General features: G+C 68.5%; 21 protein-coding genes and 1 pseudogene. 9 read left to right on the forward strand and 13 right to left on the reverse strand.

The window, feature by feature from the left end; translation table 11 throughout:
- Positions 1-79 precede the first annotated feature (79 nt).
- From AC07NG_RS22160 to AC07NG_RS22180, 5 genes are all read right to left on the reverse strand, one after another.
- Positions 80-502, reverse strand: a complete 423-nt coding sequence (locus AC07NG_RS22160) for a P27 family phage terminase small subunit (protein ID WP_494596381.1) — start codon at positions 500-502, stop codon at positions 80-82.
- 162 nt (positions 503-664) lie between these two features.
- A complete protein-coding gene (locus tag AC07NG_RS22165) occupies positions 665-1348 on the reverse strand; it encodes an MAE_28990/MAE_18760 family HEPN-like nuclease (protein ID WP_494596383.1) in 684 nt (227 codons plus the stop codon).
- Complete coding sequence (locus tag AC07NG_RS22170) at positions 1348-2448, reverse strand: DUF262 domain-containing protein (RefSeq protein WP_494596385.1); 1101 nt, start codon at positions 2446-2448, stop codon at positions 1348-1350. The genes AC07NG_RS22165 and AC07NG_RS22170 overlap by 1 nt, the downstream gene beginning before the upstream one ends.
- Positions 2449-2718: 270 nt before the next feature.
- Positions 2719-3948 (reverse strand): flavin monoamine oxidase family protein, encoded by a 1230-nt coding sequence (locus tag AC07NG_RS22175; protein WP_494596387.1) that lies wholly within the window; start codon positions 3946-3948, stop codon positions 2719-2721.
- A 117-nt stretch (positions 3949-4065) separates the two neighbouring features.
- Positions 4066-4683, reverse strand: coding sequence for a hypothetical protein (locus tag AC07NG_RS22180; RefSeq protein WP_494596389.1), 618 nt, complete (start codon positions 4681-4683; stop codon positions 4066-4068).
- Positions 4684-4942: 259 nt separating this feature from the next.
- Between AC07NG_RS22180 and AC07NG_RS22185 the strand changes: the two genes are divergently transcribed.
- The gene (locus tag AC07NG_RS22185) at positions 4943-6172 is read left to right on the forward strand and encodes a class I SAM-dependent RNA methyltransferase (protein ID WP_494596390.1); all 1230 of its coding nucleotides are present in this window, start codon (positions 4943-4945) and stop codon (positions 6170-6172) included.
- 6 nt (positions 6173-6178) lie between these two features.
- Positions 6179-7243 carry a class I SAM-dependent methyltransferase gene (locus AC07NG_RS22190; RefSeq protein ID WP_494596392.1) on the forward strand — a complete coding sequence of 355 codons (1065 nt, stop codon included), beginning with the start codon at positions 6179-6181 and terminating at the stop codon, positions 7241-7243.
- 166 nt (positions 7244-7409) lie between these two features.
- Here the strand turns inward: AC07NG_RS22190 and AC07NG_RS22195 are convergent, their stop codons facing one another.
- From AC07NG_RS22195 to AC07NG_RS22205, 3 genes are all read right to left on the reverse strand, one after another.
- Positions 7410-8192, reverse strand: a complete 783-nt coding sequence (locus AC07NG_RS22195; RefSeq protein ID WP_494596394.1) for a VOC family protein — start codon at positions 8190-8192, stop codon at positions 7410-7412.
- Between the two features lie 100 nt (positions 8193-8292).
- The gene (locus AC07NG_RS22200) at positions 8293-8718 is read right to left on the reverse strand and encodes a GFA family protein (RefSeq protein WP_494596396.1); all 426 of its coding nucleotides are present in this window, start codon (positions 8716-8718) and stop codon (positions 8293-8295) included.
- A 233-nt stretch (positions 8719-8951) separates the two neighbouring features.
- A complete protein-coding gene (locus tag AC07NG_RS22205) occupies positions 8952-10058 on the reverse strand; it encodes a PA0069 family radical SAM protein (RefSeq protein ID WP_494596398.1) in 1107 nt (368 codons plus the stop codon).
- 82 nt (positions 10059-10140) lie between these two features.
- On the opposite strand from AC07NG_RS22205, the gene AC07NG_RS22210 reads away from it, so the two are divergent.
- Together AC07NG_RS22210 and AC07NG_RS22215 are read left to right on the forward strand one after the other, a co-directional pair.
- On the forward strand, positions 10141-10632 hold the full coding sequence (locus tag AC07NG_RS22210; protein ID WP_494596399.1) for a cell wall biosynthesis glycosyltransferase: 492 nt from the start codon (positions 10141-10143) through the stop codon (positions 10630-10632).
- A gap of 163 nt (positions 10633-10795) precedes the next feature.
- On the forward strand, positions 10796-12562 hold the full coding sequence (locus AC07NG_RS22215; RefSeq protein ID WP_494596400.1) for a chloride channel protein: 1767 nt from the start codon (positions 10796-10798) through the stop codon (positions 12560-12562).
- 144 nt (positions 12563-12706) lie between these two features.
- Here the strand turns inward: AC07NG_RS22215 and AC07NG_RS22220 are convergent, their stop codons facing one another.
- Positions 12707-14272, reverse strand: a complete 1566-nt coding sequence (locus AC07NG_RS22220; RefSeq protein WP_494596402.1) for a lytic transglycosylase domain-containing protein — start codon at positions 14270-14272, stop codon at positions 12707-12709.
- Between the two features lie 66 nt (positions 14273-14338).
- Positions 14339-15160, reverse strand: a complete 822-nt coding sequence (locus AC07NG_RS22225; RefSeq protein WP_494596403.1) for a uracil-DNA glycosylase — start codon at positions 15158-15160, stop codon at positions 14339-14341.
- A 168-nt stretch (positions 15161-15328) separates the two neighbouring features.
- Between AC07NG_RS22225 and AC07NG_RS22230 the strand changes: the two genes are divergently transcribed.
- The 3 genes from AC07NG_RS22230 to AC07NG_RS22240 all read left to right on the forward strand — a co-directional run bounded on the left by AC07NG_RS22230 (position 15329) and on the right by AC07NG_RS22240 (position 19873).
- Positions 15329-17002: an electron transfer flavoprotein-ubiquinone oxidoreductase gene (locus AC07NG_RS22230; RefSeq protein ID WP_492854927.1), complete on the forward strand. Its 1674-nt coding sequence runs from the start codon at positions 15329-15331 to the stop codon at positions 17000-17002.
- A gap of 216 nt (positions 17003-17218) precedes the next feature.
- Positions 17219-18955: a tetratricopeptide repeat protein gene (locus AC07NG_RS22235; protein ID WP_492854928.1), complete on the forward strand. Its 1737-nt coding sequence runs from the start codon at positions 17219-17221 to the stop codon at positions 18953-18955.
- Between the two features lie 36 nt (positions 18956-18991).
- Positions 18992-19873 (forward strand): 4-(cytidine 5'-diphospho)-2-C-methyl-D-erythritol kinase, encoded by an 882-nt coding sequence (locus AC07NG_RS22240; protein WP_494596406.1) that lies wholly within the window; start codon positions 18992-18994, stop codon positions 19871-19873.
- Between the two features lie 12 nt (positions 19874-19885).
- On the opposite strand, the pseudogene AC07NG_RS22245 reads toward AC07NG_RS22240, so the two are convergent.
- Positions 19886-20061 (reverse strand): annotated as a pseudogene (locus AC07NG_RS22245) (hypothetical protein); the annotation flags it as partial.
- 68 nt (positions 20062-20129) lie between these two features.
- Here AC07NG_RS22245 and AC07NG_RS22250 point away from each other — a divergent pair.
- Complete coding sequence (locus tag AC07NG_RS22250) at positions 20130-20774, forward strand: peptidylprolyl isomerase (RefSeq protein WP_492854930.1); 645 nt, start codon at positions 20130-20132, stop codon at positions 20772-20774.
- A gap of 93 nt (positions 20775-20867) precedes the next feature.
- Here the strand turns inward: AC07NG_RS22250 and AC07NG_RS22255 are convergent, their stop codons facing one another.
- Entirely contained in the window at positions 20868-22397 is a 1530-nt protein-coding gene (locus tag AC07NG_RS22255; protein ID WP_494596408.1) for an ammonium transporter, read from the reverse strand.
- Between the two features lie 25 nt (positions 22398-22422).
- Positions 22423-22761, reverse strand: coding sequence for a P-II family nitrogen regulator (locus AC07NG_RS22260; protein ID WP_035046383.1), 339 nt, complete (start codon positions 22759-22761; stop codon positions 22423-22425).
- A 319-nt stretch (positions 22762-23080) separates the two neighbouring features.
- Here AC07NG_RS22260 and AC07NG_RS22265 point away from each other — a divergent pair, with 319 nt between their 5' ends.
- Complete coding sequence (locus AC07NG_RS22265) at positions 23081-23431, forward strand: DMT family protein (RefSeq protein WP_110121777.1); 351 nt, start codon at positions 23081-23083, stop codon at positions 23429-23431.
- The last annotated feature ends 21 nt before the right edge of the window (positions 23432-23452 follow it).

Below are 23452 nucleotides of genomic sequence, written 5' to 3' on the forward strand. Positions count from 1 at the left end.
TGAGAGTTGGCGCTCAGGCGTGGATTTCAACGTCCGCTCACGACCCCTCGCAGACCTTCGTGACGTCCGTTATCGAGCGTCAAGCCGCGCCCAGCCGATTCCAGCCGAACAGCCCGGCGAACTTGCCGGTCTCGCCGACCGTCTCCGGACGGACTCTGGCGGCCGGGTTCATCCCGAGCCGTTCGGACACTCGCAGGATAATCTCGCTGTGCTTGGCCGCGATCCCCAGCGCCGTATGCGGCACGATCTGACCGAGCGATCCGACGCTGCGGGTTCCTTCCCGAGCGACCAGCGCCAGCGTGTTGCGGAACATAAACCAGGCGACGCAATAGACCGCCAGCAGCGGGCCGTCGGCGGCGGTGTAGACTCCGGGCGGCATGGCGCCGATAGCCCGGCCCCATTCCGTTCGCCCCTTCCCCGGTGATGAAGTCCGGCTTGCTCGGCAGGCCGACCGGCTGTGGTTCGCGGCTGTTGAGCCGCCGACGGCCGGGGTTGCCTTCAAGGCGCTTGATCGCGGTCGGCTTTAGAGGCGCGGGCATGACGCGCTCCTGTGACGGGCAGGCGCGGAATCTACCACCGAAGCGGAATTCCGGACCGTGGAGGCCGATTAGGCGTCAGCGCGCATCGGGTAGCCGTCCAGGTCCGGTTGGGCCTATGGAGTCAATCAGGAGTCCGGGGCGGGCGGGTCCTGCGGCGGACGCAAGAACCTTCGCTCGGTGCAGTGATCAATCGCCTCGACGGCGACCGCATGCATCAACTCTAAAATTCGCGCCTGAACGCCAAAAATCTCCTCTGCAAGGTCGTGCATCGTTTTGGAAGAGTCGAACGATAGCCGCTCTCCGTGAGCGCATCGATGACGCAGGTCAACGATGCGCCCGACAGCGCCCTTATAGTCAATAATTAGAGCGGGACTTATTCCGATGTTCGAAAGTAGCGTCTCTAGATTTGCAATGTTCAGATTGCTGATTTCAAAGAAAACCTGCTCCGACGGGAACCCTAGGCTATCCACATATGAAACTCCATCGAGCAGCCTAGTTACAAGTTGCTCTGTGGATGACCGCTCTATTTCCCTTCGCCACGCCTTAGCGAGAAGGGTTCGTTGTATCAGATCCGAGCATTTAGAAGGGTCGGTTGATTGGTTCTTGATGTCGATAAGAATTTGGCTGGCGATAAGCTTTAGAAAAGCTTCATAATGAGCGTATGTGATGGCTACGAATGAGCGATACGAGCAACGAAAATGAAGCTCTTCGCCGACGTCAGATAATAGACGAACCTTTAGAATGGCGAGCTCCTTCTCTCGCCACCGCAACTCTTCATCGATCAATCTGAGAAGTGCGCTGCTGACCATTAGGCAACGCTATCGATCGCCTCTTCGATCACTTGAATGCGCCCCCGCAACTTGGACTTCTTATTTGCGCCGGGGCCGACGTTCTCGCGAAACTGACTCGTTTGTCTGGCCTTTAAGATTGCTTTGTACAGCGTACCAGAATCGACCTGCTCGGCTTTATCGATGCGATTGCTCAAGGCGATTGCGATCGCCTCATAGTGAGCGGGCGCTAGCCCACCCACCGGCGCATCGTCTTTGTATTTGCAAAACGCGCCCGGGCCGAGGGTCTTATCGACGAGATCAAAGACCCGCCTAAACTGACCCTTTTCCTCTTCTAGGTCGAAGTGCTCTTTTTGCAGAAGCACCGATTCCATATAGCTATCGAGCCAGTCGGCGACATGGCCATGATAGTAGTCTGGACCGTTCTTGGCAGCGAAGAACCGCAAAACTAGCTCCTCGCGGCCACGCTTTTCGACGTCAGGTTCGGCTAATGACTCAGTTGTCCGCCAGAAAGACGGCCACTGCACGAGCTCCATCACGAAATTGTAGAAATCGATGCCGATCTCACCGAACAGGCGAGCAGAACAATTTCGAAGCTCCTGAGGACTTAGCAGCGAACCGCCTGTATTCAGGCGTTTGAACATTTCATAGCGCAGGAATGATTTACTCTGACGTTTGATAACGACCGCACGGATGGTCGATCTCTTCAACTGAAGTTTGAGCGGAAGCGGAAGCGTTTCGTATTTGTAGCCGTTTAGAGAGTCGATGATGTCGCAACCCGCGAGCTCAAGTTCTTCAACTCCGATAAGATCGGGTTGAACCAGCTGGATCATCGTGCTGACCCGCTGCAGCCCATCAATGAGCTCAAGCGTTCCATCCTCGTTTTCAATAAAGAATATTGGCGGGATCGGAAGCCGAAGCAGAATGGACTCAACAAGTCGAGATTTCTGATCTGTCGACCAGCGAAACAGGCGCTGGTACTCTGGATCAATCTTTATCTCACTGCTAGCCTTGAGGCTAATAACCTCACCGAACGAGATATCAATTGCTTCTGTTCGGACTTCACCGATCTTAGCATCGATCTCGTTTAGGAGCGCACTTTGCGAATCTACGTCGGGCATATCGAGCGTTCTCTTCGTGCACGCTTGCGCGGGCAGGACTGGCTTGTGTTGATCCCAGCCTAGAGCGAATGCTAAGCGGCACAATTGGCGATTCGAGAGGCCATGATAGCTGATCACAATCATGCGGATAGGCTACGGACGGTAACTCTCGTTCGGAGCGCCATGTAGGGCCGCACGGAAGGCGGTTTTCTGGCTACGCGCAAACGTCTCCTCCCCACCCGGAGTGGACGTTGGTCGCGTCTGTTTGCGGCGTCGATTAACGTAGCGGCCTCATCCCACCGCCGCCACCGCCGCCCGCCCGGCCTCGACGCCGGTGAGCCAGGCCCCGTGGGCCGTCGAGAACGCGTCGGGCGAGCAGGCCTCTCCGGCGAAGAAGATCCGGTCATCGACCGGCGCCGCCAGCCGGGCGCGGTCGCCGGCGCGGCCTGGCAGGGCGTGGGAGTAGGAACCGCCGGCGAACGGGTCGGCGGCCCAGGCGGTTTCCGCCAGCACATGGACGCGCGAGCGCAGGCCCGAGCCGTAGAGACCGACCAGTTCGTCGATCGCGAAGGCGGCCGCCGCGCCCGGGCCTTGCGCCTCCAGCGACCGGGCGTGGGCGCCGCCCAGGAACACCTCGATCACGGGCCGGTGCAGAGGGAGCAGGTGATAGGCGCCCGTCGCCGTCCTGCGAGGATCGCCGAACAGCTGGCTTTCGGGCGCGAAGGCTTCCGGCTCATCGACCTGGAGGAAGACCTTGTCGGCCAGGCCCAGCGGCAGGCCGGCGGCGGCGTCCAGCTTGTCCGGCAGGTCGGGGACGAAGCGCAGGGCGCCGGAGGCAAGGATCGCGGTGGGAACGCAGATGATCGCCGCCCGCGCCGAGATCGCGCCCTGCGGCGTTTCTAGCACCAGGCGCGGGCCGTCGTGGCGGATCGTGGTCACCGGCGTGGAGAGACGCGTCGGCAGGGCGGGCGCCAGGCGGGCGAGACCCGCGCCGTAGCCTTCGGCCACGCGCCAGTCGACCTCGCTGTCGTCATAGGCGGCGTAGTCGTGCAGCGAGACCTGGTCGAACTCGGCGCCATTGTAGAAGGCGCTGAAGGCGTTCAACAGCGGGTTCCAGGGATCGCCGGGCAGCATCAGCTGCGAGGCCGGACGGTCGGGACCGCCGTCCTCGGCCGCCGCCGCCAGCCGTTCGTCCAGAGCCTGGAAGGCCGGGCCGAACGCGGCGCGCTCCTCGCGATCGAAGGCGGGGGTGTCGGCGATGTTGGCCCAGGGTGGCGGGGTGCGGTCGATGGTCAGGCCCAGGGCCTCGAAGCGGGCGATCAGCGGGTTGCGGTCGGCCGAGTGCAGCCACTCGCAGCCCAGGTCCAGCGGCCCGACGGGCGAGGGGATCGTCCAGCCGCGTCCGCCCAGCCGGTCGCGGGCTTCCAGCAGCAGGCCCGAGCGGCCGCTGGCGGCGACTTCCCCGGCGGCGGCCAGGCCCGCCGCCCCGGCGCCCACGATCGCGATATCGACGTCTGTCATGCGATCTCAATAGCAGGGCGGGGCGGTGGTTCCGACAGACGGCGGGCAAAAGAAAAGGCCGCCAGCGGGGGGAGCTGGCGGCCCTCAGTATGGGATTCCGGGGAGGAAATCCGAAGCTTAGTCGACGACCTGATAGCGGCCCGAGGCGTCGGGGCAGACGCGGACGAAGCGCTTCTGGGTGCGGCCGTCGGGCAGGTAGATCGGGCTTTCGGCCAGGGTGCAGCCGTTGGCGTCGGCGCGGCCTTCGGTCACCCGGTAGGAGCGCTCGGACTCGTAGGTGTAGCCGCCGCGACGGTCGTACTGGGCGTCGTCGTAGCCGCCGGCGTTGCGGTCGTAGTCGTCATAGCGGTCGTTGTAGGCGCGGGGCGGCGGCGGAGGCGGCGGGGTCGCGCCGGGAGCGCAGGCGGCCGAGCTCTTGCCGATGTTGCCGCCGACGACCGCGCCGAGCAGGCCGCCCAGCACCGCGCCTTCGGTCTTGGCGCCGCGGGCCGCGACGCTGCTGCCGATGGCCGCGCCGATGCCGGCGCCGGCCAGGCCGCCGCCGGTGGCGCGGTTGGTCGTGCTGCGACGGCAGGGGTCGTAGTAGTAGCCGTTGCGGTCATAGGCGCCGCCCTGGCCGCCCTGATAGCCGCCCTGGTCGTAGCCGTAGGCCTGGGCCGAGGCGATCGTCGGGGCCGCGGCGCCGACGAGGGCCGCGCCGGCGACGATGGCGCTGATGGCGGTCCGGATCATCATCGAAAAACTCTCCCTGAAGGCGGGCGTGACGATCGAGGGACCGTCCGTTGCTCGCACCATGCCAAGCCGTAGCTGAACGGTCGTTGACCGGGCCGTTCATCTTCGTTCACGCACGCGGCCCCCGAATGAGGTATGGACGCGTTCGAACTGGCTTCTTCGGCGTCGAACTTGGCGCGGAAGAGGCGGAAATTAGGCCATGCCCATGGCTTGGCTTGAACGGATCGGAGCCCGGCGCGGTTCCTTAAGGCGACTTTTGACAATGCGAGAACTGACTATCGACGCCGTCGGCGGCCAGGGCGACGGCGTGGCGGCCGGCCCGGCCTTCGTGCCGCTGACCCTGCCGGGCGAGAAGATCACCGCCCGCATGGAAGGCGCACGCGGCGAGCTCGTCGACATCCTCGAGGCCAGCCCCGAGCGGGTCGCGCCGCCGTGCAGGCACTTCGGCCACTGCGGCGGCTGCGCCCTGCAGCACTGGGACATCGCGCCCTATCTCGACTGGAAGCGCGATCAGGTGCGGTTCGAGTTGAAGCGCGAGCGGATCGAGACCGAGATCCTGCCGACCATCGCCTCGCCGCCGGCCTCGCGCCGCCGGGTGGCGCTGCACGCGCGCGGCGGCAAGGGCGGGGTGCGCCTGGGCTTCAAGGAGCGCCGCTCCTGGAACCTGGTGAAGATCGAGGAATGCCCGGTCACCCATCCCAAGATCGTCGCGGCCCTGCCGGGTCTGGCGCGTCTGGCCCAGCCGTTCCTCGAGCATCCGAAGTCGGCCCCGACCCTGCACGTCACCCTGACCGGCACGGGCCTGGACATCGACGTCACCGGCGTGGAGCGCAAGAGCGGCGGGCTGTCGGCCGACGCCCGCGTGCAGGCGGCGATGGTGGCCGGCGAGTTCGACTTCGCCCGCGTCACCCTGGCCGGCGAGACGCTGTACATGGCCCGTCAGCCGCTGGTGAAGCTGGGGCCCGCTATCGTGCCGCTGCCGGCCGGCTCGTTCCTGCAGGCCGTGCCCGCCGCCGAGAAGGCCATGGCCGACTTCGCCCTGGCGCACGTGGCCGGCGCGGCCAGGATCGCCGACCTGTTCTGCGGCGTTGGCACCTTCACCTTCCGCCTGGCCGAGATCGGCTCGGTCTACGCCGCCGACTCCGCCGAGCCGGCGATCGCGGCCCTGAAGTCGGCCGTCGGATCGGCGCCGGGCCTCAAGGCTATCGTCGCCGAGGCGCGGGATCTCACCCGCCGGCCGATGCTGTCGACCGAACTCGACAAGATGGACGCCGTGGTCTTCGACCCGCCGCGCGCCGGCGCGCTGGAGCAGGTGCACGAGATCGCCAAGTCGAAGGTCTCGCGGGTGGTGGGGGTTTCCTGCAACCCGGCGACCTTCGCCCGTGACGCCGGCGTCCTGATCGACGCCGGTTTCAAGCTGGAGAAGGTGCTGCCGGTGGACCAGTTCCTCTGGTCGCCGCATATTGAGCTGGCCGGCGTCTTCTCGCGATGAGGCGGCATGGTCCAGGACGAACGAAGAGGCGAGGGCGGGCGTAGGGCGTTTACGCTCGACGCCGCCGCCCAGCGCGGCAAAGCGGCGGCCAAGGCCGCCTGGTGGACCGCCGCCGGCGGGCTGGCCAAGTTCATGACCCGGCCGGCCGAGGGCAAGGCCGCGCCGCGCCTGGCGTCGGAGTCCCCGCCGTTGTCGCGGGCGCGCCTGCGCCGCGCCTATTTCGCCGCCTTCGAGAAGGACGCCGCCGACGTCGCCGCCGGCCTCTATCCGCCGATGGAAGACGCGCCCGCCGATCCGGCCGGCTCTATCCTCAAGGCCTGGGACTTCCTGGCCGACGCCCGCGAGGTCGACCAGCGCCGCCGGCGCGGGGACGGCGTCGAGGTGCGTGACGATCCGAAAAGCCAGGGTTATCCGGCCTATTACCGGCAGAACTTCCACTATCAGTCGGGCGGCTGGTTCACCGCCGAGAGCGCCCGTCGCTACGACGCCCAGGTCGAGGCGCTGTTCTCCGGCGCGGCCGGTGCGATGCGCCGGCGGGCCTTGTCGCTGCTGGCGCGGCACTGGCGGGGACGCGACCAGCGGGCGCTCAGCGCCGTCGACGTCGCCTGCGGTTCGGGCGCCTTCCTGCGGGACCTGGCGCAGGCCTTCCCGCGCGCGGCCCTGGCGGGCGTGGACCTGTCGCCGGCCTATCTGACCGAAGCCCGCACCCGCTCTGGCCGGGGCATGGTGCAGGCCAACGCCGAACATCTTCCTTTCGCGGATTGCAGCCTGGACGCCGTCACCTGCGTCTACCTGTTCCACGAACTGCCGCCGCGCGTGCGCCCCATCGTCGCCGCTGAACTGGCCCGGGTGCTCAAGCCTGGCGGCGTGCTGGCCTTCGCCGACTCCGTCCAGCCCTCCGACGAGCCGCAGCTGGCGCGGATGCTCGAGGTCTTCCCGGCCTATTTCCACGAGCCGTTCTACGGCAGCTACGCGCAGGAGGACCTGGAGGCGCTGTTTGGCGCGGCGGGGCTACGGGTCATCGGGCGCGACAAGGCGTTTTTGACCAAGGCGTTGTTGCTCGCAAAATAGCCCCTCTCCCCTTGCGGGAGAGGGTGGCCTCGCGGAGCGAGGTCGGGTGAGGGGTCTCTCAAATCTCAAAGCTGCTTACAGCGGTCAGGCCGGGTGCGGTTTTGGTTTCTGAGGGACCCCTCATCCGTCGGCTTCGCCGACACCTTCTCCCGCAAGGGGAGAAGGATCATTGCTGCGTGCTCACCACCGCGAACCCGGCCCCCTGCGGGTCGGTCGCCATGTAGATCCAGCTGCCGCCGGGCACCTGGTGGACGTCCATCATGGTCGTGGCGCCGGCGGCCAGGGCGCGGTCGCGGGCGGCGCAGGCGCTGTCGACCTGGGCGTAGTAGTTCCAGAACGACGCCGGCATGTCGGCGGTCCTGGTCATCATGCCGCCGACGTCGGGACCGCCAGCCTCGTAGGCGAAGAGCTGGTAGGTTCCGATCGGGCCCATGTCGATGGCCTGGGTCTTCACCCAGCCGAACAGGCCCGAATAGAAGGCAAAGGCGCCTTCCAGGTCGCCGGCCATCAGTTCGCGCCAGCCGAAGGTTCCCGGCGCCCATTCGGGCGGCTGCGGCGGGATCTCGTCCTGCGGGAACGGCTTGAACAGCGTGAAGACCGCCCCGTACGGGTCGGCGACGACCGAGAACCGGCCGATCGTCGGGATGTCGCCGGCGGGGATGAACACCGAACCGCCGGCCGCGACGACCTTCTCCACATAGGCGTCGACGTCGTCGACGAAGATGTAGCCGATCCAGCCGGGGCGGGAGCCTTCCGGACAGCCGCCCTCGGGGGTGAACACCCCGCCGACCCCGGCGTCGCCGACATTGAGGATGGTGTAGGGCGTGGGGCCGGGCAGGCCGGAGTCGGTCGGCGTCCAGCCCACGACCTCGGCATAGAACTTGGCCGCCGCCTCGACGTCGGTGGTCATCAGTTCGTACCAGCCGAACTTTCCGCTCGTATCCGACATGCTCGTTCTCCCTTTTTACTTTTTATGGCGCCCCGGCTCGGGCGGTTCTCGGCCAGGACGAACGGCGGGCGTTCGCACCGACAGGTGGCTGGGTGATTTTCTAGTCCGGCATGGTCTCGAAGGCCGCCAGGCCCGGCGGCAGCACCACCCAGGCCGGCTTGTCGCGCAGGAAGAGGGCCATGGTCGGCGCGAACTGCGCGGCGTCGTCCAGCGAGCCGGCGTAGATCGTGTGGCTGGCGTCGACCCCGACCTCGCCGCCGAACACCAGGCCGCCGCAGGTCGGGCAGGCGTTGCGCAGGGCCGTGCCGCCCCGGAAGGCCGGCGAGCGGACCTTCAGGGTCTCGCCGGTGATCGTCACCGCCGAGGCCGCAAAGCCCATGAACGGCACGAAGCCCGAGCCCGAGGCCTTGCGGCAATCGGCGCAGCAGCAATAGCCCTGGTAGATCGGTTCGCCCGCGGCGCTCCAGCGCACGGCGCCGCATAGGCATCCGCCAGCGTAACGGTGTTCGGTCGTCATGGGCGGCATTGGCGGACCTTCCTGTGACAGACGCAAGCGTGGACGTTCGTCAGCCGCCTTTCCCTCCGTCGTCATCCCGGCCGGAGGACCGCGTAGCGGGCCGCAGAGCCTGGACCCAGGCGACTGGACGCGGCGTCCAGATCAGGCGCCCCTGAGATGGCTGGCGCAATACGGCGGCCCCTGGGTCCCGGCTCTCCGCTTCGCTTCGGCCGGGATGACGGGCCTGGGGGTGGAAGGAGCGACTAGAACAAACTCAACTGATCCCCCGCCTTGGGCGGGACGCGGAACTGGGTGATGTCGAGGCGGGGCAGGGGCTTGTCGAGTTCGAAGCGGCGCAGGGCGGCGTGGAAGCGCTGGTTCAGCACCTCGGCGATCGGGCCTTCGCCGGTCATGCGCTTGCCGAACTCGCTGTCATAGGCCGCCCCGCCGCGCATCTGGCGCACCAGCGACATCACCCGCTTGGCGCGGTCGGGGTGGTCGGAGGCCAGCCACTGCTCGAAGAGGCCATGGATCTCCATCGGCAGGCGGATGGCGACGTATCCCGCAGCCACCGCGCCGGCTTCCTTGGCCCGTTCCAGCACCGCCTCCATCTCGTGGTCGTTCAGCGACGGGATGGCCGGGGCGAACATGACGATGGTCGGCACGCCGGCTTCGGACAACTGGCGCACGGCGTCGAGCCGCCGCTCGGGCGTGGCGGCGCGGGGCTCCATGCTGCGGGCCAGGCGACGATCGAGCGTGGTGATCGACACCGCCGCGCGCGCCAGGCCGGCGCGGCCCATCTCACCCAGGATGTCGAGGTCGCGGGTGATCAGGGCCGACTTGGTGATGATCGAGAACGGGTGGCGATAGCGGCTCAGCGTCTCCAGCACGCCTCGGGTGACGCGAAGCCCGCGCTCCTGCGGCTGGTAGGGGTCGGTGTCGCCGCCGATATGGACGCTGCCGACTTTGTAGGTGGGCTTGGAAAGCTCGCGGTCGAGCAGCTTGCCGGCTTCGGGCTTGAAGAACAGCTTGCTCTCGAAGTCGAGGCCGGGGGAGAGGCCGAGATAGGCGTGGGCGGGCCGGGCGTAGCAGTAGATGCAGCCGTGCTCGCAGCCGCGATAGGGGTTGATCGAGCGGTCGAAGCCGACGTCGGGGCTCTTGTTGCGGGCGATGACGGTCTTGGACTTCATGGCCAGTACGCTGGTGGTCAGCGGCCGGGCGGCGTTGTCCTCCTCCGTCCAGCCGTCTTCGAAGGGCTCAGACGTGCGGCTCTCGTAGCGGCCGGTCTCGTTGCTCCGCGCCCCGCGCCCGCGCAGGGCGGCGGTCCCGGTCTTGTAGGCGGTGTCGGTGAAGGAGCGGCGCGACAGCATGAGGCGAACCTTACGCGCACATTTAGAACATAACAAGAACGATGCTTGACGCCGCATGGGGCGAGGCCGCAAAGGCGGATGCATGATCTCTGTGATCCTTCCCGCCGTCGCGCCCGGCCCAGCCTCCGTGCATGCGCTCGCCCAGCTTCTGGCCCAGCTGGTGCCGGCGGCCGTCGACGGCCTGGTCAAGGAGGTGGTGATCGCCGGGCCGGCCGAGCCGGGCTTGGATGCGCTGATCGAGGACAGCGGCGCGCGGTTCGTGGCGGCGTCGGGCGACCGGGGCGCGCTGCTGGCGGCGGGAGCGGCTGTGACGCGGGGCGACTGGATCCTGGCGCTGGATCCGGCGCGGGGCCTGCCGGAGGCCTGGCGCGGACCGGTCGAAGCGCATCTGGCCGGCGGCGCAGGGGCGGCGGCCCTGCTGGTTCCGGCGGGCGGGCTGCTGGCGCGGCTGACGGCGGCGCCGCTGGGGCTGCTGGTGCGGCGGCTGGACTATGCGGCGGGGCCGGGGTTCGTGGGCGCGGCGCCGGAGAAGGCGTTGGCGGGACGGCTGAAGGCGCGGCGGTTGAAGGTCTAGCGCTAGCCCCCTCCGGCCCTCCGGGCCACCTCCCCCAGAGGGGGAGGATTTGCGGGCGCGTTGCTCTTCGAGATGCTCCCCTTTTGGGGGAGCTGTCGGCGAAGCCGACTGAGGGGGTCTTGCGGGATTGAAGTGACCTGCCGCCCCGCGTTATCGAAGACCCATGTCGCTCGCCCACGCCTCCGCCGCCGCATCCGTGAAGGGCGTCGGCTGGCTGCGGCGCAGGATCCGGTCCAGCGAGCTTTGGCTGATCGCCGTGGCCACCCTGATCGGGGTGGCGGCCGGAACCTTCGCGGTCGTGCAGGCCCAGGTGGCGCACGGCCTGCAGATGCTGCTGTTCCAGATCGACATCAACGAGCGGCTGAGCGCGCAGACCCACGTGGCGCCCTGGCGGCTGCTGGCCATTCCGATCGGCGGCCTGCTGCTGGGCGCGGCCGGCTGGGCCTGGGCCAAGTACCGGCCGCGTCCGGCTGTCGACCCGGTCGAGGCCAACGCCCTGCACGGCGGGCGGCTGTCGATGAAGGACAGCGCCTTCATCTGCGGCCAGACCATGCTGTCGAACGGAGTGGGGGCCTCGGTGGGGCTGGAAGCGGCCTATGCCCAGGCGGGCGCGGCGGCGGCCTCGTTCGCCGGACAGCGGCTGAACCTGCGCCGGGCCGACATGCGCACCCTGGTGGGCGCCGGGGCCGGCGCGGCGATCGCCGCCGCGTTCGGAGCGCCGCTGACCGGGGCCTTCTACGCCTTCGAGATCGTCATCGGGGCCTATACCGTCGCCAACCTGGCCCCCGTGGCCGCTGCGGCCCTGGCCGCCGTGCTGGTGGCTGGCAAGATGGGTGCGATCCCCTATCTGCTGAAGACCGATACCCAGGCCGTGCAGTCATGGACCGACTATGGCCTCTACGCCCTGCTGGGCCTGATCAGCGCGGTGCTGGGCATCGCCCTGATGCGGCTGGTGGCCAACGCGGAGCGGCTGGTTACCCGCTCGCCGATCCCGCGCTGGCTGCGGCCGGCGATCGGCGGCGTCGGGCTCGCCGCCCTGGCCCTGGTGACGCCCCAGACCCTGTCGGCCGGGCACGGGGCGCTGCACCTGAACCTGATGACGGAGCTGCCGCTGAAGATTCTGGTGCTGCTGCTGGCGATGAAGGCGCTGGCCTCGGTTATCTCGCTGAGCTTCGGGTTTCGGGGCGGCCTCTTCTTCGCCTCGCTGTTCCTAGGGGCGCTGATCGGCCAGGTGTTCTCGGCGCTGTCGCTGCTGATCCCCTGGGCGCCGAGCCTGGATCCGACCGTCGCGGCCCTGGTCGGCATGGCCGCGCTGGGCGTGGCCGTGGTCGGCGGACCCTTCACCATGTCGTTCCTGGTGCTGGAGGCGACCGGCGACTTCACGGTGGCGGCCGCGGCCCTGGTGGCCTCGATGATCGCCAGCGCCATGGTGCGCGAGACCTTCGGCTATTCGTTCTCGACCTGGCGCCTGCATCTGCGCGGCGAGACCATCCGCAGCGCCCACGACGTCTCGTGGATGCGGCCGCTGAGCGCCGGGCGGATGATGCGCAAGGATGTCCAGACCGTGCCGGCCTCGACCACCCTGGCCGAGTTCCGCCGTCGTTTTCCGTTGGGTTCGACCAAGCGGGTGATCATGGTCGACGAGACCGGGCTCTATGCCGGGGTGATCCCGACCGCCAAGGCCTATGTCGACGGCGGCGACGGCGAGAAACCCGTGGCCAGCCTGGCGATCAACGCCGACACGGCGCTGAAGCCCGACCAGACCATCAAGGACGTCATGCGCGCCTTCGACCACGGCGAGACCGACGAGCTGGCGGTGATCGACGACAAGAAGAACGTGCTGGGCGTGCTGTCGGAGGCCTACGCGACGCGGCGCTACGCCGAGGAGCTGGAGAAGGCGCGCAGGGAGCTGACGGGCGAGGCGGGGTGAGTTTCCCTCTCCCCTTGCGGGAGAGGGTGGCCTCGCGGAGCGAGGTCGGGTGAGGGGTTTCTCAGAAGCTTGCGGAGAGGTCTTTCGACCCCTCATCCGTCGGCTTCGCCGACACCTTCTCCCGCAAGGGGAGAAGGAAACAGATTACATATCCAGCCGGAAGTCGATCACCCGCTGGCCGCTGGCCACGGCGTCCAGCGTCTTGGTCTCCGCGCCGAGCAGGCGGCGGTAGGTCCAGTACGAGGCCATGACCTTCTCGACGTAGTTGCGGGTCTCCTGGGCCGGGAGGCTCTCGATCAGCAGCAGGCTGTCGCAGTCCTGGCCCAGCTGCTGCTGCACCTTCAGCAGGGTGCCCGGGCCGCCGTTGTAGGCGGCGACGGCGCGCAGGATGTCGGGGCTCTGCAGGCCGCGGTCCATCAGCCATGTGAAGTAGTCCTGGCCGACCCGCAGGTTGAAGGCCGGGTCGAACAGCGGGGTGTTGTCGGCCAGCAGCTTGTCGTCGCCGGCGGCGCGGGCGGCGGCGACGGGCATCAGCTGCATCAGGCCCACGGCGCCGGCACCGGAGACGGCCATCGGGTCGAAGCGGCTTTCCTGGCGCACCAGGGCGTAGACCAGGGCCTTGCTGATCGTGAAGCCGCCCTTGGGGGCCAGCTCGGGCAGGGGATAGTCCTCGCCGCCGATCTTCTTGACCGGACGGCCGGCGTTGAACGGCGCGCGGGCGTTGAGGGCGAGCGTCAGGGCGCTCCAGTCGGCGCGGGCCTTGTCGTCGGTCGCCAGCGACAGGCCGGCCCGCAGCTCGGCGCCGGCCTCGGTCCAGCGGCCCAGCTGGGCCAGCGAGGCGGCGCGGCGGGCGCGCTGGTCTGAGGACAGCAGCTTGCCCAGCGAAGCCGGGTCAGGGCCGTTGTAGGAGACGCGGGTGATCAGGGCGGCGATCGGGTCGTCCGGATCGTTGGCCACGGCCACGCCGGCCATGGACAGCTGGCGGGCGGCGATCATGCCGTAGAAGGTCTGCGGCGCCTGGGCGGCCTGGTTCAGCAGGTCGCGGACAGCCGTCCTGTCGCCCGCCATGCTGGCCGAGCGGGCGGCCCAGAAGGCGCCGGCGGCGCGCAGCCAGTCGTCCTGGCCCTCGTCATGGGCCACCTGCTCGAAATAGCCGCGCGCCTCGGCGTAGGATTCCAGGCGGAAGGCGGCGAGGCCGGCGATCCAGCGCTCGTTGGCCAGCTTGGCCAGCTTGAGCGCGGCCTTCACGTCGCCGGAATAATAGGCCTCGCGGGCGGCGCGGCCCTTGTCGGCCGGACCAGCGCTGCGCACGCCCTGGGCAACCTCGACGAACAGTTCGGGGGCCTTGGGCTCGGGCGAGCGGGCGGGCTTGCGCTTCAGCGCCAGGGCGTAGACGCGCTCGGCGCCGGCCTCGTCGCCATAGAGCTTCAGCCAGCCGGTCAGGTCGTCATAGCTGGCCGTGTAGGCCGTCGGGTGCATCAGCCGGGTCAGCGACAGCTTGCCGATCAGGCTGCGGTCGCGGGTGTTGGCGAAGGCGGCTTCGGCGGCGTCGAAATCACCGCGGTCGGCCGCCGTGAAGGCGGCCTGGTAGAAGCGCTGGTCGCTGTCGGACAGAGGTTCGAGCCCCGCGGCCCGCACCGCGGGCGCGGCGAGGTTCAGGCAAAGCGCGAGGGCCGAGACAACGGCCAGAGGGCGAGCGAAAAGCTGCAAATCGTATCCGCGCAAGGCCTTTGCAAAGGCGGCGCGCGTCCCCGTTCCGACTGGTCAGCGGCTTGTTTAATGGGGCCTTTCCGGCCGATCAAGTCTTTCGGCCAGCATCAAGAGGTCCTGCCAGGCCTTCTTCTTGGCCGCCGGCTGGCGCAGCAGGAAGGCCGGATGCAAGCTGGGCAAGGCCGGAACCTCGATCGAACCGTCCTCGGAGCGCCACTCGAACCAGCGGCCGCGAAGCGACAAAATGCCTTCCTCACGGCGCAACATGCTCTTTGCGGAGGCGCCGCCGACCATCAGGATCAACTTGGGTTTGACCAGGGCGATCGTTCGCTCGACGAACGGGGCGCAGACGGCCTGCTCCTGGGGCGTGGGCGTGCGGTTGCCCGGCGGGCGCCAGAAGACGGTGTTGGTGATGAAGGCGCGGTCCTGCAGACCGGCGGCCTTGAGCATGCGGTCGAGCAGTTGGCCGGCCCGGCCGACGAAGGGCTGGCCGCGGGCGTCTTCCTCGGCGCCGGGGCCTTCGCCGATGACCATGACCGGGGCGTCGCCGGGGCCGCGCGAGAACACCGCCTGCTTGGCGCCCTGGGTCTTCAGCGGGCAGCCGTCGAAGGCGGCGATGGCGGCGGCGAGGCTTTCGAGGTCGTCGCAGGCGGCGGCGAGCGCCTTGGCCTCCGCAGCGGCCGCGCCGATGTCGACGCCGCCGAACGCGCCGGGACGGGGAGGGGGCGCGGCGACGACCACGGGCTGGGGCTGGCTGCGGGCCCGCAGCAGGGCCGCGCCCTCGGCCAGGCGGTCGATCGGCTCGTCGGCGTAACAGGCCTCGACCCCCGCATCGGCCCAGAAGGCCAGCAGGCTTTCGACGGCGCGCGGATCGACGGCGAGGCTCATGACGTTTTCTCTAGCGAGTATAATGGGCTGCGTCACCGATATGTCCGCGCTGCGGTGCAACAAAAACTATCCGGTTTTCCTTGACCGCCGTGGCGTCACGTTCGGATAAAGTCCGACTCAAACAGGAAGAAGGCAGGCTCCACTCAAGAGCCTGGGGCGGGAGAAGCCATGAGCGAAGTCCTCGAACGCGAGTCGATGGAATACGACGTCGTCATCGTCGGGGGCGGCCCGGCGGGCCTGGCGTCTGCCATCCGTCTCAAGCAACTGGCCGAGAAGGCCGGAACCGAAATCAGCGTGGCCCTGGTCGAAAAGGGCTCGGAGGTCGGCGCCCACATCCTGTCGGGCGCGGTCATCGATCCCAAGGCGCTGAACGAACTGATCCCCGACTGGAAGGAAAAGGGCGCGCCGCTCGAGACCCCGGTCACCAAGGACAAGTTCCTGCTGCTCGGTCCTCAGGGCGAGCTCGGCCTGCCGATGTTCGCCATGCCGCCGTTCATGCACAACCACGGCTGCTACATCGCCTCGCTGGGCAACGTCACCCGCTGGCTGGCCGCCCAGGCCGAAGAGCTGGGCGTCGAGATCTATCCGGGCTTCGCCGCCTCGGACACGGTCTGGCGCGAGGACGGCTCGCTGAAGGGCGTGGTCGTCGGCGTGGTTGGCGTCGCCAAGGACGGCCACGAGAAGCCGGACTACCAGCCGGGCATGGAACTGCACGGCAAGTACGTGTTCATCGCCGAGGGCGTGCGCGGCTCGCTGGCCAAGCTGCTGATCGCCAAGTTCGAGCTGGACGCCGGCAAGTCGCCGCAGAAGTACGGCATCGGCATCAAGGAGCTGTGGCAGATCCCGGCCGACAAGCACCAGCCGGGCCTGGCCCAGCACACCACCGGCTGGCCGCTGGACAACCAGACGGGCGGCGGCAGCTTCATGTACCACTTCGGGGACAACTACGTGTCCATCGGCTACGTGGTGCACCTGAACTACAAGAACCCCTGGCTGTCGCCGTTCGACGAGTTCCAGCGCTTCAAGCAGCACCCTTCGGTGCGACCCTACCTGGAAGGCGGCAAGCGCATCGCCTACGGCGCGCGGGCCATCACCGAGGGCGGCTACCAGTCGATCCCGAAGCTGTCGTTCCCGGGCGGCGTGCTGATCGGCTGCTCGGCCGGCTTCGTGAACGTGCCGCGCATCAAGGGCAGCCACAACGCCATGAAGACCGGCATGCTGGCCGCCGAGGAGGCGTTCAAGGCCATCGCCGCCGGCCGCGAGGGCGACGCCCTGGTCGAGTACGAAGCCGCCTTCGAGAAGTCTTGGGTGGCCAAGGAACTGAAGGTCGTCCGCAACGCCAAGCCGCTGCTGGGCAAGCTGGGCACGGCCCTGGGCGGGGCGGCCGGCATGTTCGACATGTGGTGCGCGCACCTGCTGGGCGGGTTCTCGTTCTTCGGCACGCTGAAGCACGAGAAGACCGACGCGGCCTCGACGGGCCTGGCCAAGGACTACAAGCCGATCGTCTATCCCAAGCCGGACGGCGTGATCAGCTTCGACAAGCTGTCGAGCGTCTTCCTGTCGGCCACCAACCACGAGGAAGACCAGCCGGCGCACCTGAAGCTGAAGGACCCGTCGATCCCGATCGACGTCAACCTGCCCAAGTACGGCGAACCGGCGCGTCTCTACTGCCCGGCCGGCGTCTACGAGGTGCTGTACGACGAGCAGGGCGCCAATCCGAAGTTCCAGATCAACGCCCAGAACTGCGTCCACTGCAAAACCTGCGACATCAAGGACCCGTCGCAGAACATCGTCTGGACGACGCCCGAAGGCGGCGGCGGTCCGAACTATCCGAATATGTAGGGCTCTTTGCCTCTCCCCTTGCGGGAGAGGGTGGCCTCCCGGAGGGAGGTCGGGTGAGGGGTCTCTCAGACATAGAACGCCGCGACAGCCGATCAGCCGTCGCGGCGTTTTTCGTTCGTGCGACCCCTCATCCGTCGTCCCGCGGACGACACCTTCTCCCGCAAGGGGAGAAGGATGCTTGAACGAGGCCCTGAAACCGAACAGGGTGGCCGGATGATGCGTTTCCGAGTCCTCCTGTCCCTGGCCTCCACCGCCGTCCTGGCCGCCTGCGCCACGTCGGGGCCGCCTTTGCGCGGCGAGCAGAGCGGGTGGAACAACACGCCCTGGGACGGGCGTTCGGCCTACGGCCAGTTCCTGGCCGGCCAGGCGGCGATGGAGGACGGGCGCAGCGAGGAAGCCGCCGCCTATTTCCAGGCCGCCCGCAACCTGGGCGAGGACCCGGGCCTGATCGCCGAGCGGGCCTTCACCGCTTCGCTGCTGGCCGGCGAGGTGTCGCGCGCCGCCGAACTGGCGCCGGTCGCGCCGGGCGGGACCGAGGGCGTGCGTCGCCTGGGCGTGCTGACCCAGGCCGTCGACCTGCTGTCGCGCGGCAAGGGCAAGGATGCTCAAACCTTGCTGGCCGATCCGACCCTGGGCTTCCCGCATCGTCCGGTCGTCACCCTGCTGACCCCGTGGGCCGCCGCCGCGGCCGGCGACGCCGCCAAGGCCCAGACCCTGCCCGAGCTGCGCAACGACCGCCTGGTGCAGTATTTCGGCCGCCTGGGCCACGCCGAGATCCTGGAGCGGGCCGGCAAGACCGCCGAGGCCGAAGCCGACTACAAGGCGCTGATGGAGGTTCCGGCCGTGCGGCCGATGTTCGCCATCGACTACGGCGCGTTCCTGGAGCGCCGCAAGCGCCGCGACGAGGCCGTGGCCCTCTACGACTCCATCCTGGCCGACGCCCCGACCGACTCGGCGCTGCTGGAGGCGCGCGCCCGCGCCGCCGCGAAGAAGGCCGCCCCGCCATTGAACACGGTCCGCCAGGGTGCGGCCAACAGCCTGGTCGCCTGCGCGGCGGTGTTCAGCAACGAGCGCCAGAGCCAGTTCGCCCTGGCCTATCTGCGCCTGGCCCTGCACCTGGATCCCAAGCGCGAGGACGCGCTGCTGATGGTCGGCGACCTGCTCGACCAGGGCGGCGATCCCGAGGCGGCTCGCGCCGCCTATGCCCGCGTTCCGGCCACTTCGTCGCGCTATCCCGCGGCCCAGGGCAAGATCGCCTGGACGCTGCAGAACGCCGGCGACAAGGCCAAGGCCCTGACCATCGCCGAGGCCGCCGCCAAGTCGCCCAACGCCGGCCGCAGCGCCCAGCTGGTCTATGCCGACCTGCTGCGGGCCAACGACCGCTGGGCCGACGCCGTGGCGGTGATCGATCCGCTGGTGGCCGCCGAGAAGGACAAGCCCGACTGGCGGCTGCTCTACATGCGCGGCGTGTCGCTGGAACGAGCCGGCCGCTGGCCCGACGCCGAGCGCGACCTGCAGCAGGCACTCAGCCTCAATCCCGACGAGCCCGAACTGCTGAACTATCTCGGCTACTCGTGGATCGATCGCAACGAGCACCTGGCCGAAGCCCTGACGATGGTGCAGAGGGCCGTGAAGGCCAACCCGCAGTCGGGCGCCATGCTCGACTCCCTGGGCTGGGCCTATCACCGCCTGGGCGACGACAAGGCCGCCGTCGAGATGCTGGAACAGGCCATCGAGTTCGAGCCCGGCGATCCGGACATCAACGACCACCTGGGCGACGTCTACTGGCGTCTGGGCCGCAAGACCGAGGCCCAGTTCCAGTGGCGGCGCGTGCTGAGCCTGGAGCCGACGCCCGAGCAGAAGGCCGCCGCCGAGGCCAAGCTGAAGGACGGGCTGGGGTCGAAGGGCCCCGCCAAGGCCCCGGCCGTGGCCAACGGCGCCGACACGCTTTAGGTCTACGGGCCACAAGCCCAGTTCTCGGATACCTCGATGCGCCGTTCCGCCTTCGCCCCGGCCAAGGTCAACCTGTTCCTGCACGTCGGCGGGCCCGACGCGGAGAACTATCACCCGCTGTCGAGCCTGATGGTGTTCGCCGACGTCGGCGACACGGTGTCGATCCAGCCGGCCGATGCGCCCAGCTTCGAGGCGACCGGCCGGTTCGGCGGCGAGATCCCGGTCGACGGCGGCAATCTGGTGGTCCGCGCCGCGCGGGCTTTGCACGAGGCCGTCGGCGGACCGGCCCCACCGGTGCGGCTGATCCTCGACAAGGCCCTGCCGATCGCCGCCGGCCTTGGCGGCGGCTCCAGCGACGCTGGCGCGGCCCTGCGGCTGCTGCGCGAGGCCCTGGGGCTGTCGCTGTCGGACGCCGAACTGGAAGCCGTGGCCGGCTCGCTGGGCGCGGACGGGGTTCCGTGCCTGTGGGCCGCGCCGGTGATGGCGCAGGGCAGGGGAGAGCGGCTGTCGCCGGCCCCCGCGCTGCCCGAACTGCACGCGGTGCTGGTCAACCCGCTGGTTCCGTCGCCGACCGGGGCGGTCTATCGCGCCTATGACGCCGCCGTGGATCCGCGCGGGGAGGCTCCGCCGCCGACGCCCGACGCCTTCGAAAGCGCCGAGGAGGTCTGCGCCTGGCTCGCGGCCCTGACCCGCAACGACCTGCAGGCCCCGGCCGTGGCCCTGGAGCCACGTATCGGCGAGGTGCTGGAGCTGCTGGCCGGCGAGCCCGAGGCGCTGCTGGCGCGGATGTCGGGCTCCGGCGCGACTTGCTTTGCCCTGTGCGCCAGCGACATCGAGGCCGAGGGCCTGGCCGAGCGCATCGAGGCGATGCGGCCTGACTGGTGGGTGAAGCGGTGCCGCCTGGGCGGGCCGTTCTAGGCTCTCTTGGGCGTCATCCCGGGCGAAGGCGCGTCGCGCCGCAGACCCGGGACCCAGGGGCCGCCGCAGTGCGATTACAGCCGCTTGGGCGGGAGCTTCCGTAGCCGCACCCAATCCCCTGGGTCCCGGCTCTACGCTGCGCTTCGGCCGGGATGACGATGTTTTTGCGCTGAAGGTGTTTGCCGCAATCCTCGCGCTGGCGGGGAGGGCGCCGTTCCGCCTAGTGTCCCTGGCCTTTGTGTTTAGGGAGTCCAGCATGGACCGCCGCCTGTTCCTCGCCGCCGCAGCGGCCGCCGCCGCCTCTTCGGCGCACGCCCAGGAAGCCGCCCCCGCGCCCCAGCCGGCCGCTCCGCCGCCACCCGCGCCCAAGCCGCCCACGCGGGTGGCCGTCGAGACGCCGCTGGGCCGCATCGTCATCGAGCTGGCCACCAAGGAAGCGCCGATCACCACGGCCAACTTCCTGCGTTATGTGGATCAGAAGCGCTATGACGGGGCGACCTTCTTCCGGGCCTCGCGAGCGCCGGGCGCGCCGGAGTACGGCCTGATCCAGGGCGGGGTGCAGGGCGATCCCAAACGGGTGCTGCCGCCGATCGCCCACGAGCCGACCACCAAGACCGGCCTCAAGCACGTGGACGGCGTGGTCTCGATCGCCCGCAACGCGCCCGGAACGGCGACCTCGGACTTCTTCATCCTGATCGGCGACGCCCCGGGCCTGGACGCCAATCCGGCCGCCTCGGGCGACAACCAGGGCTTCGCCGCCTTCGGCAAGGTGGTCGAGGGGATGGACGTCGTGAAGAAGATCCTGGCCCTGCCGACGCCGGGCAAGGCGATCAATCCGGTGATGACCGGCCAGATCATCGACCCGCCGCTGAAGATCATCTCGGCGCGGCGCGTTCCGTAGGGGGCGACACCGAGCCAGCAAAGAAAAAGGGCGCGGAGGCCGAAGCTTCCGCGCCCTTCTTTTTTGGACCGCTTACCAGCGGAGCCCGAAGGCTCAGCTGTGGTAGGCGCGTTCCCCGTGTTCGGAGATGTCCAGACCTTCTTCTTCCGCGTCCGGCGAGGCGCGCAGGCCGATCACCAGCTTGATGACCAGGAAGACGATGATCGAGGCGACGGCCGACCAGACGATCGTGACGCCGACGCCCTTCAGCTGGGCGATGACCTGGGTGACCAGGTCGTAGGCGGCGGTGTCGCAGGTCGAGATGTCGCCGTCCTTGGCGCACGAGGTGTAGTCGACGACGCCGGCGCCGCCCCAGGCGGGGTTGACCACCAGGCCGGTGCCGATGGCGCCGACGATGCCGCCGATGCCGTGGATGCCGAAGGCGTCCAGGCTGTCGTCGTACTTCAGGGCGTTCTTAACGGCCGAGCAGAAGATGATGCAGATCGGCGAGACGACCAGGCCCAGGATCAGGGCGCCCATCGGACCGGCGAAGCCGGCGGCCGGGGTGACGGCGACGAGACCGGCGACCACGCCCGAGGCCAGGCCCAGGGCCGACGGCTTCTTGCGGGTGATCCACTCGACGATGATCCAGGACAGACCGGCCGCGGCGGTGGCCACGAAGGTGTTGACCATGGCCAGCGAGGCGTAGGCGTTCGACTCGAGGTTCGAACCGGCGTTGAAGCCGAACCAGCCCACCCACAGCAGGCCAGCGCCCACCAGGGTCAGGGTCAGCGAGTGCGGGGGCATCGGTTCCTTGCCGAAGCCTTGGCGCTTGCCGAGGATGATGGCGCCGACCAGGGCGGCGATACCGGCGTTGATGTGGACCACGGTGCCGCCGGCGAAGTCGAGGGCGCCGAAGCTCCAGATCAGGCCGGCCTTGACGGGCGCGGTCGGGTTCAGGGCGATCGCGTCCGGACCCGGCCACCACCAGACCATGTGGGCCATCGGGTAGTACGAGAGCAGCGGCCACAGCACGGCGAAGGCCACGATGGCGGCGAACTTCATGCGCTCGACCAGCGAGCCGACCACCAGAGCCGCGGTGATGGCGGCGAAGGTCGACTGGAAGGCGATGAAGGTCAGTTCCGGGATCACGACGCCGGTCGAGAAGGTGGCGACCACGCTGGATGGCGTGACGTCCTTCAGGAACAGACGGCCCAGACCGCCGACGAAGGTGTCCCAGTGTCCGCCGTCGGTGAAGGCGAAGCTGTAGCCCCACAGGAACCAGGCGACGAAGCCGATCAGGGCCACGGTCGAGACCTGCATCATGACCGACAGCATGTTCTTGGAGCGGACCAGGCCGCCGTAGAACAGGGCCAGGCCCGGCAGGATCATCAGCAGCACCAGCAGCGCCGAGGTCAGCATCCAGGCGTTGTCGCCCTTGTCCTGCTTGTCGACGATGGTGGGAGCGGCGGCTTCGGCGGGCGCGGCGGCCGGAGCGGCGGCCGGGGCCGGCGCGGCCTCGGCGGGCGCGGCGGCAGCGGCGGCCGGCGCGGCCTCCTGAGCGAAGGCGGTGGCGCCGATCGGCGCCCCCGCGAGAGTCGCGGCGAGCATCAGCCCAGCCAGCGGCTTAAAGGTGAGTTTCATCGTTGGTATCCCCTTTCCCCGACGATTACAGAGCGGCCGGGCCGGTTTCGCCCGTCCGAATGCGCACGGCTTCTTCGACATTGAGGACGAAGATCTTGCCGTCGCCGATCTTGCCCGTGGCCGCGGCGGCCTTGACCGCTTCGACCGCCTTGGCCGCGGACGCATCGTCCACCACGGCTTCCAGCTTCACCTTGGGCACGAAGTTCACTTGGTACTCCGCGCCGCGATAAATCTCGGTTTGGCCCTTCTGGCGGCCGTAACCCTTCACTTCCGACACCGTCAGGCCTTCGACGCCCGCGGCGACCAGCGCCTCGCGGACTTCATCGAGCTTGAAGGGTTTGACGACCGCTATGATCAGTTTCATCCGCCTTGCTCCGGCCCGCCGTACAGGCAGGCCCCCCTTGTTTGGTTGCTAGAGCGCGTTCGCTCACTCGATCACCGCGACGCCGCCGGAATGCGGCCGCGTCGTTTCCCCGGCGCTCGCACGCTATCGGCCACGGTTCCTGGAACGGGGGCACGGGTTAGGGTTTGAGAAACGAAAGGGACGAGGCGCCGGAAAAATAATCATAGAACATCGATATTGCACTTTTAGAAGGCAAAATAAGCGTCCAGCGGCGCCGTGGCGCGGGACGTCGCTGAACGTCTACAATCGCGGCTCCCATCTCCCTTTCGGAGGATTCTCCATGCCGCCCCTGTGGGCCAAGATCGCCCCGTGGGCGCTGCTGATCTGCTCCAACGTCTTCATGACCTTCGCCTGGTACGGCCACCTCAAGCACCGCGCCATCGCACTGCCTCTGGCCATACTGACCAGCTGGATGATCGCGCTGCCCGAATACATGCTGGCGGTTCCCGCCAACCGCATCGGTGCGGGCGTCTATTCCACGGCTCAGCTCAAGACCGGCCAAGAAGCGATCACGCTGATCGTCTTCACGTTGTTCTCCTACTTCTACCTCGGAGAGGCGATCCGCTGGACGACGGCGCTGGGTTTCCTGCTGATCTTCGCCGGAGCTTCACTAGTGTTCTTTTTCAAGTAACGGCGAAGTCTGGATCACGAG

The organism is Caulobacter sp. GW821-FHT10C03 (assembly GCF_059415485.1).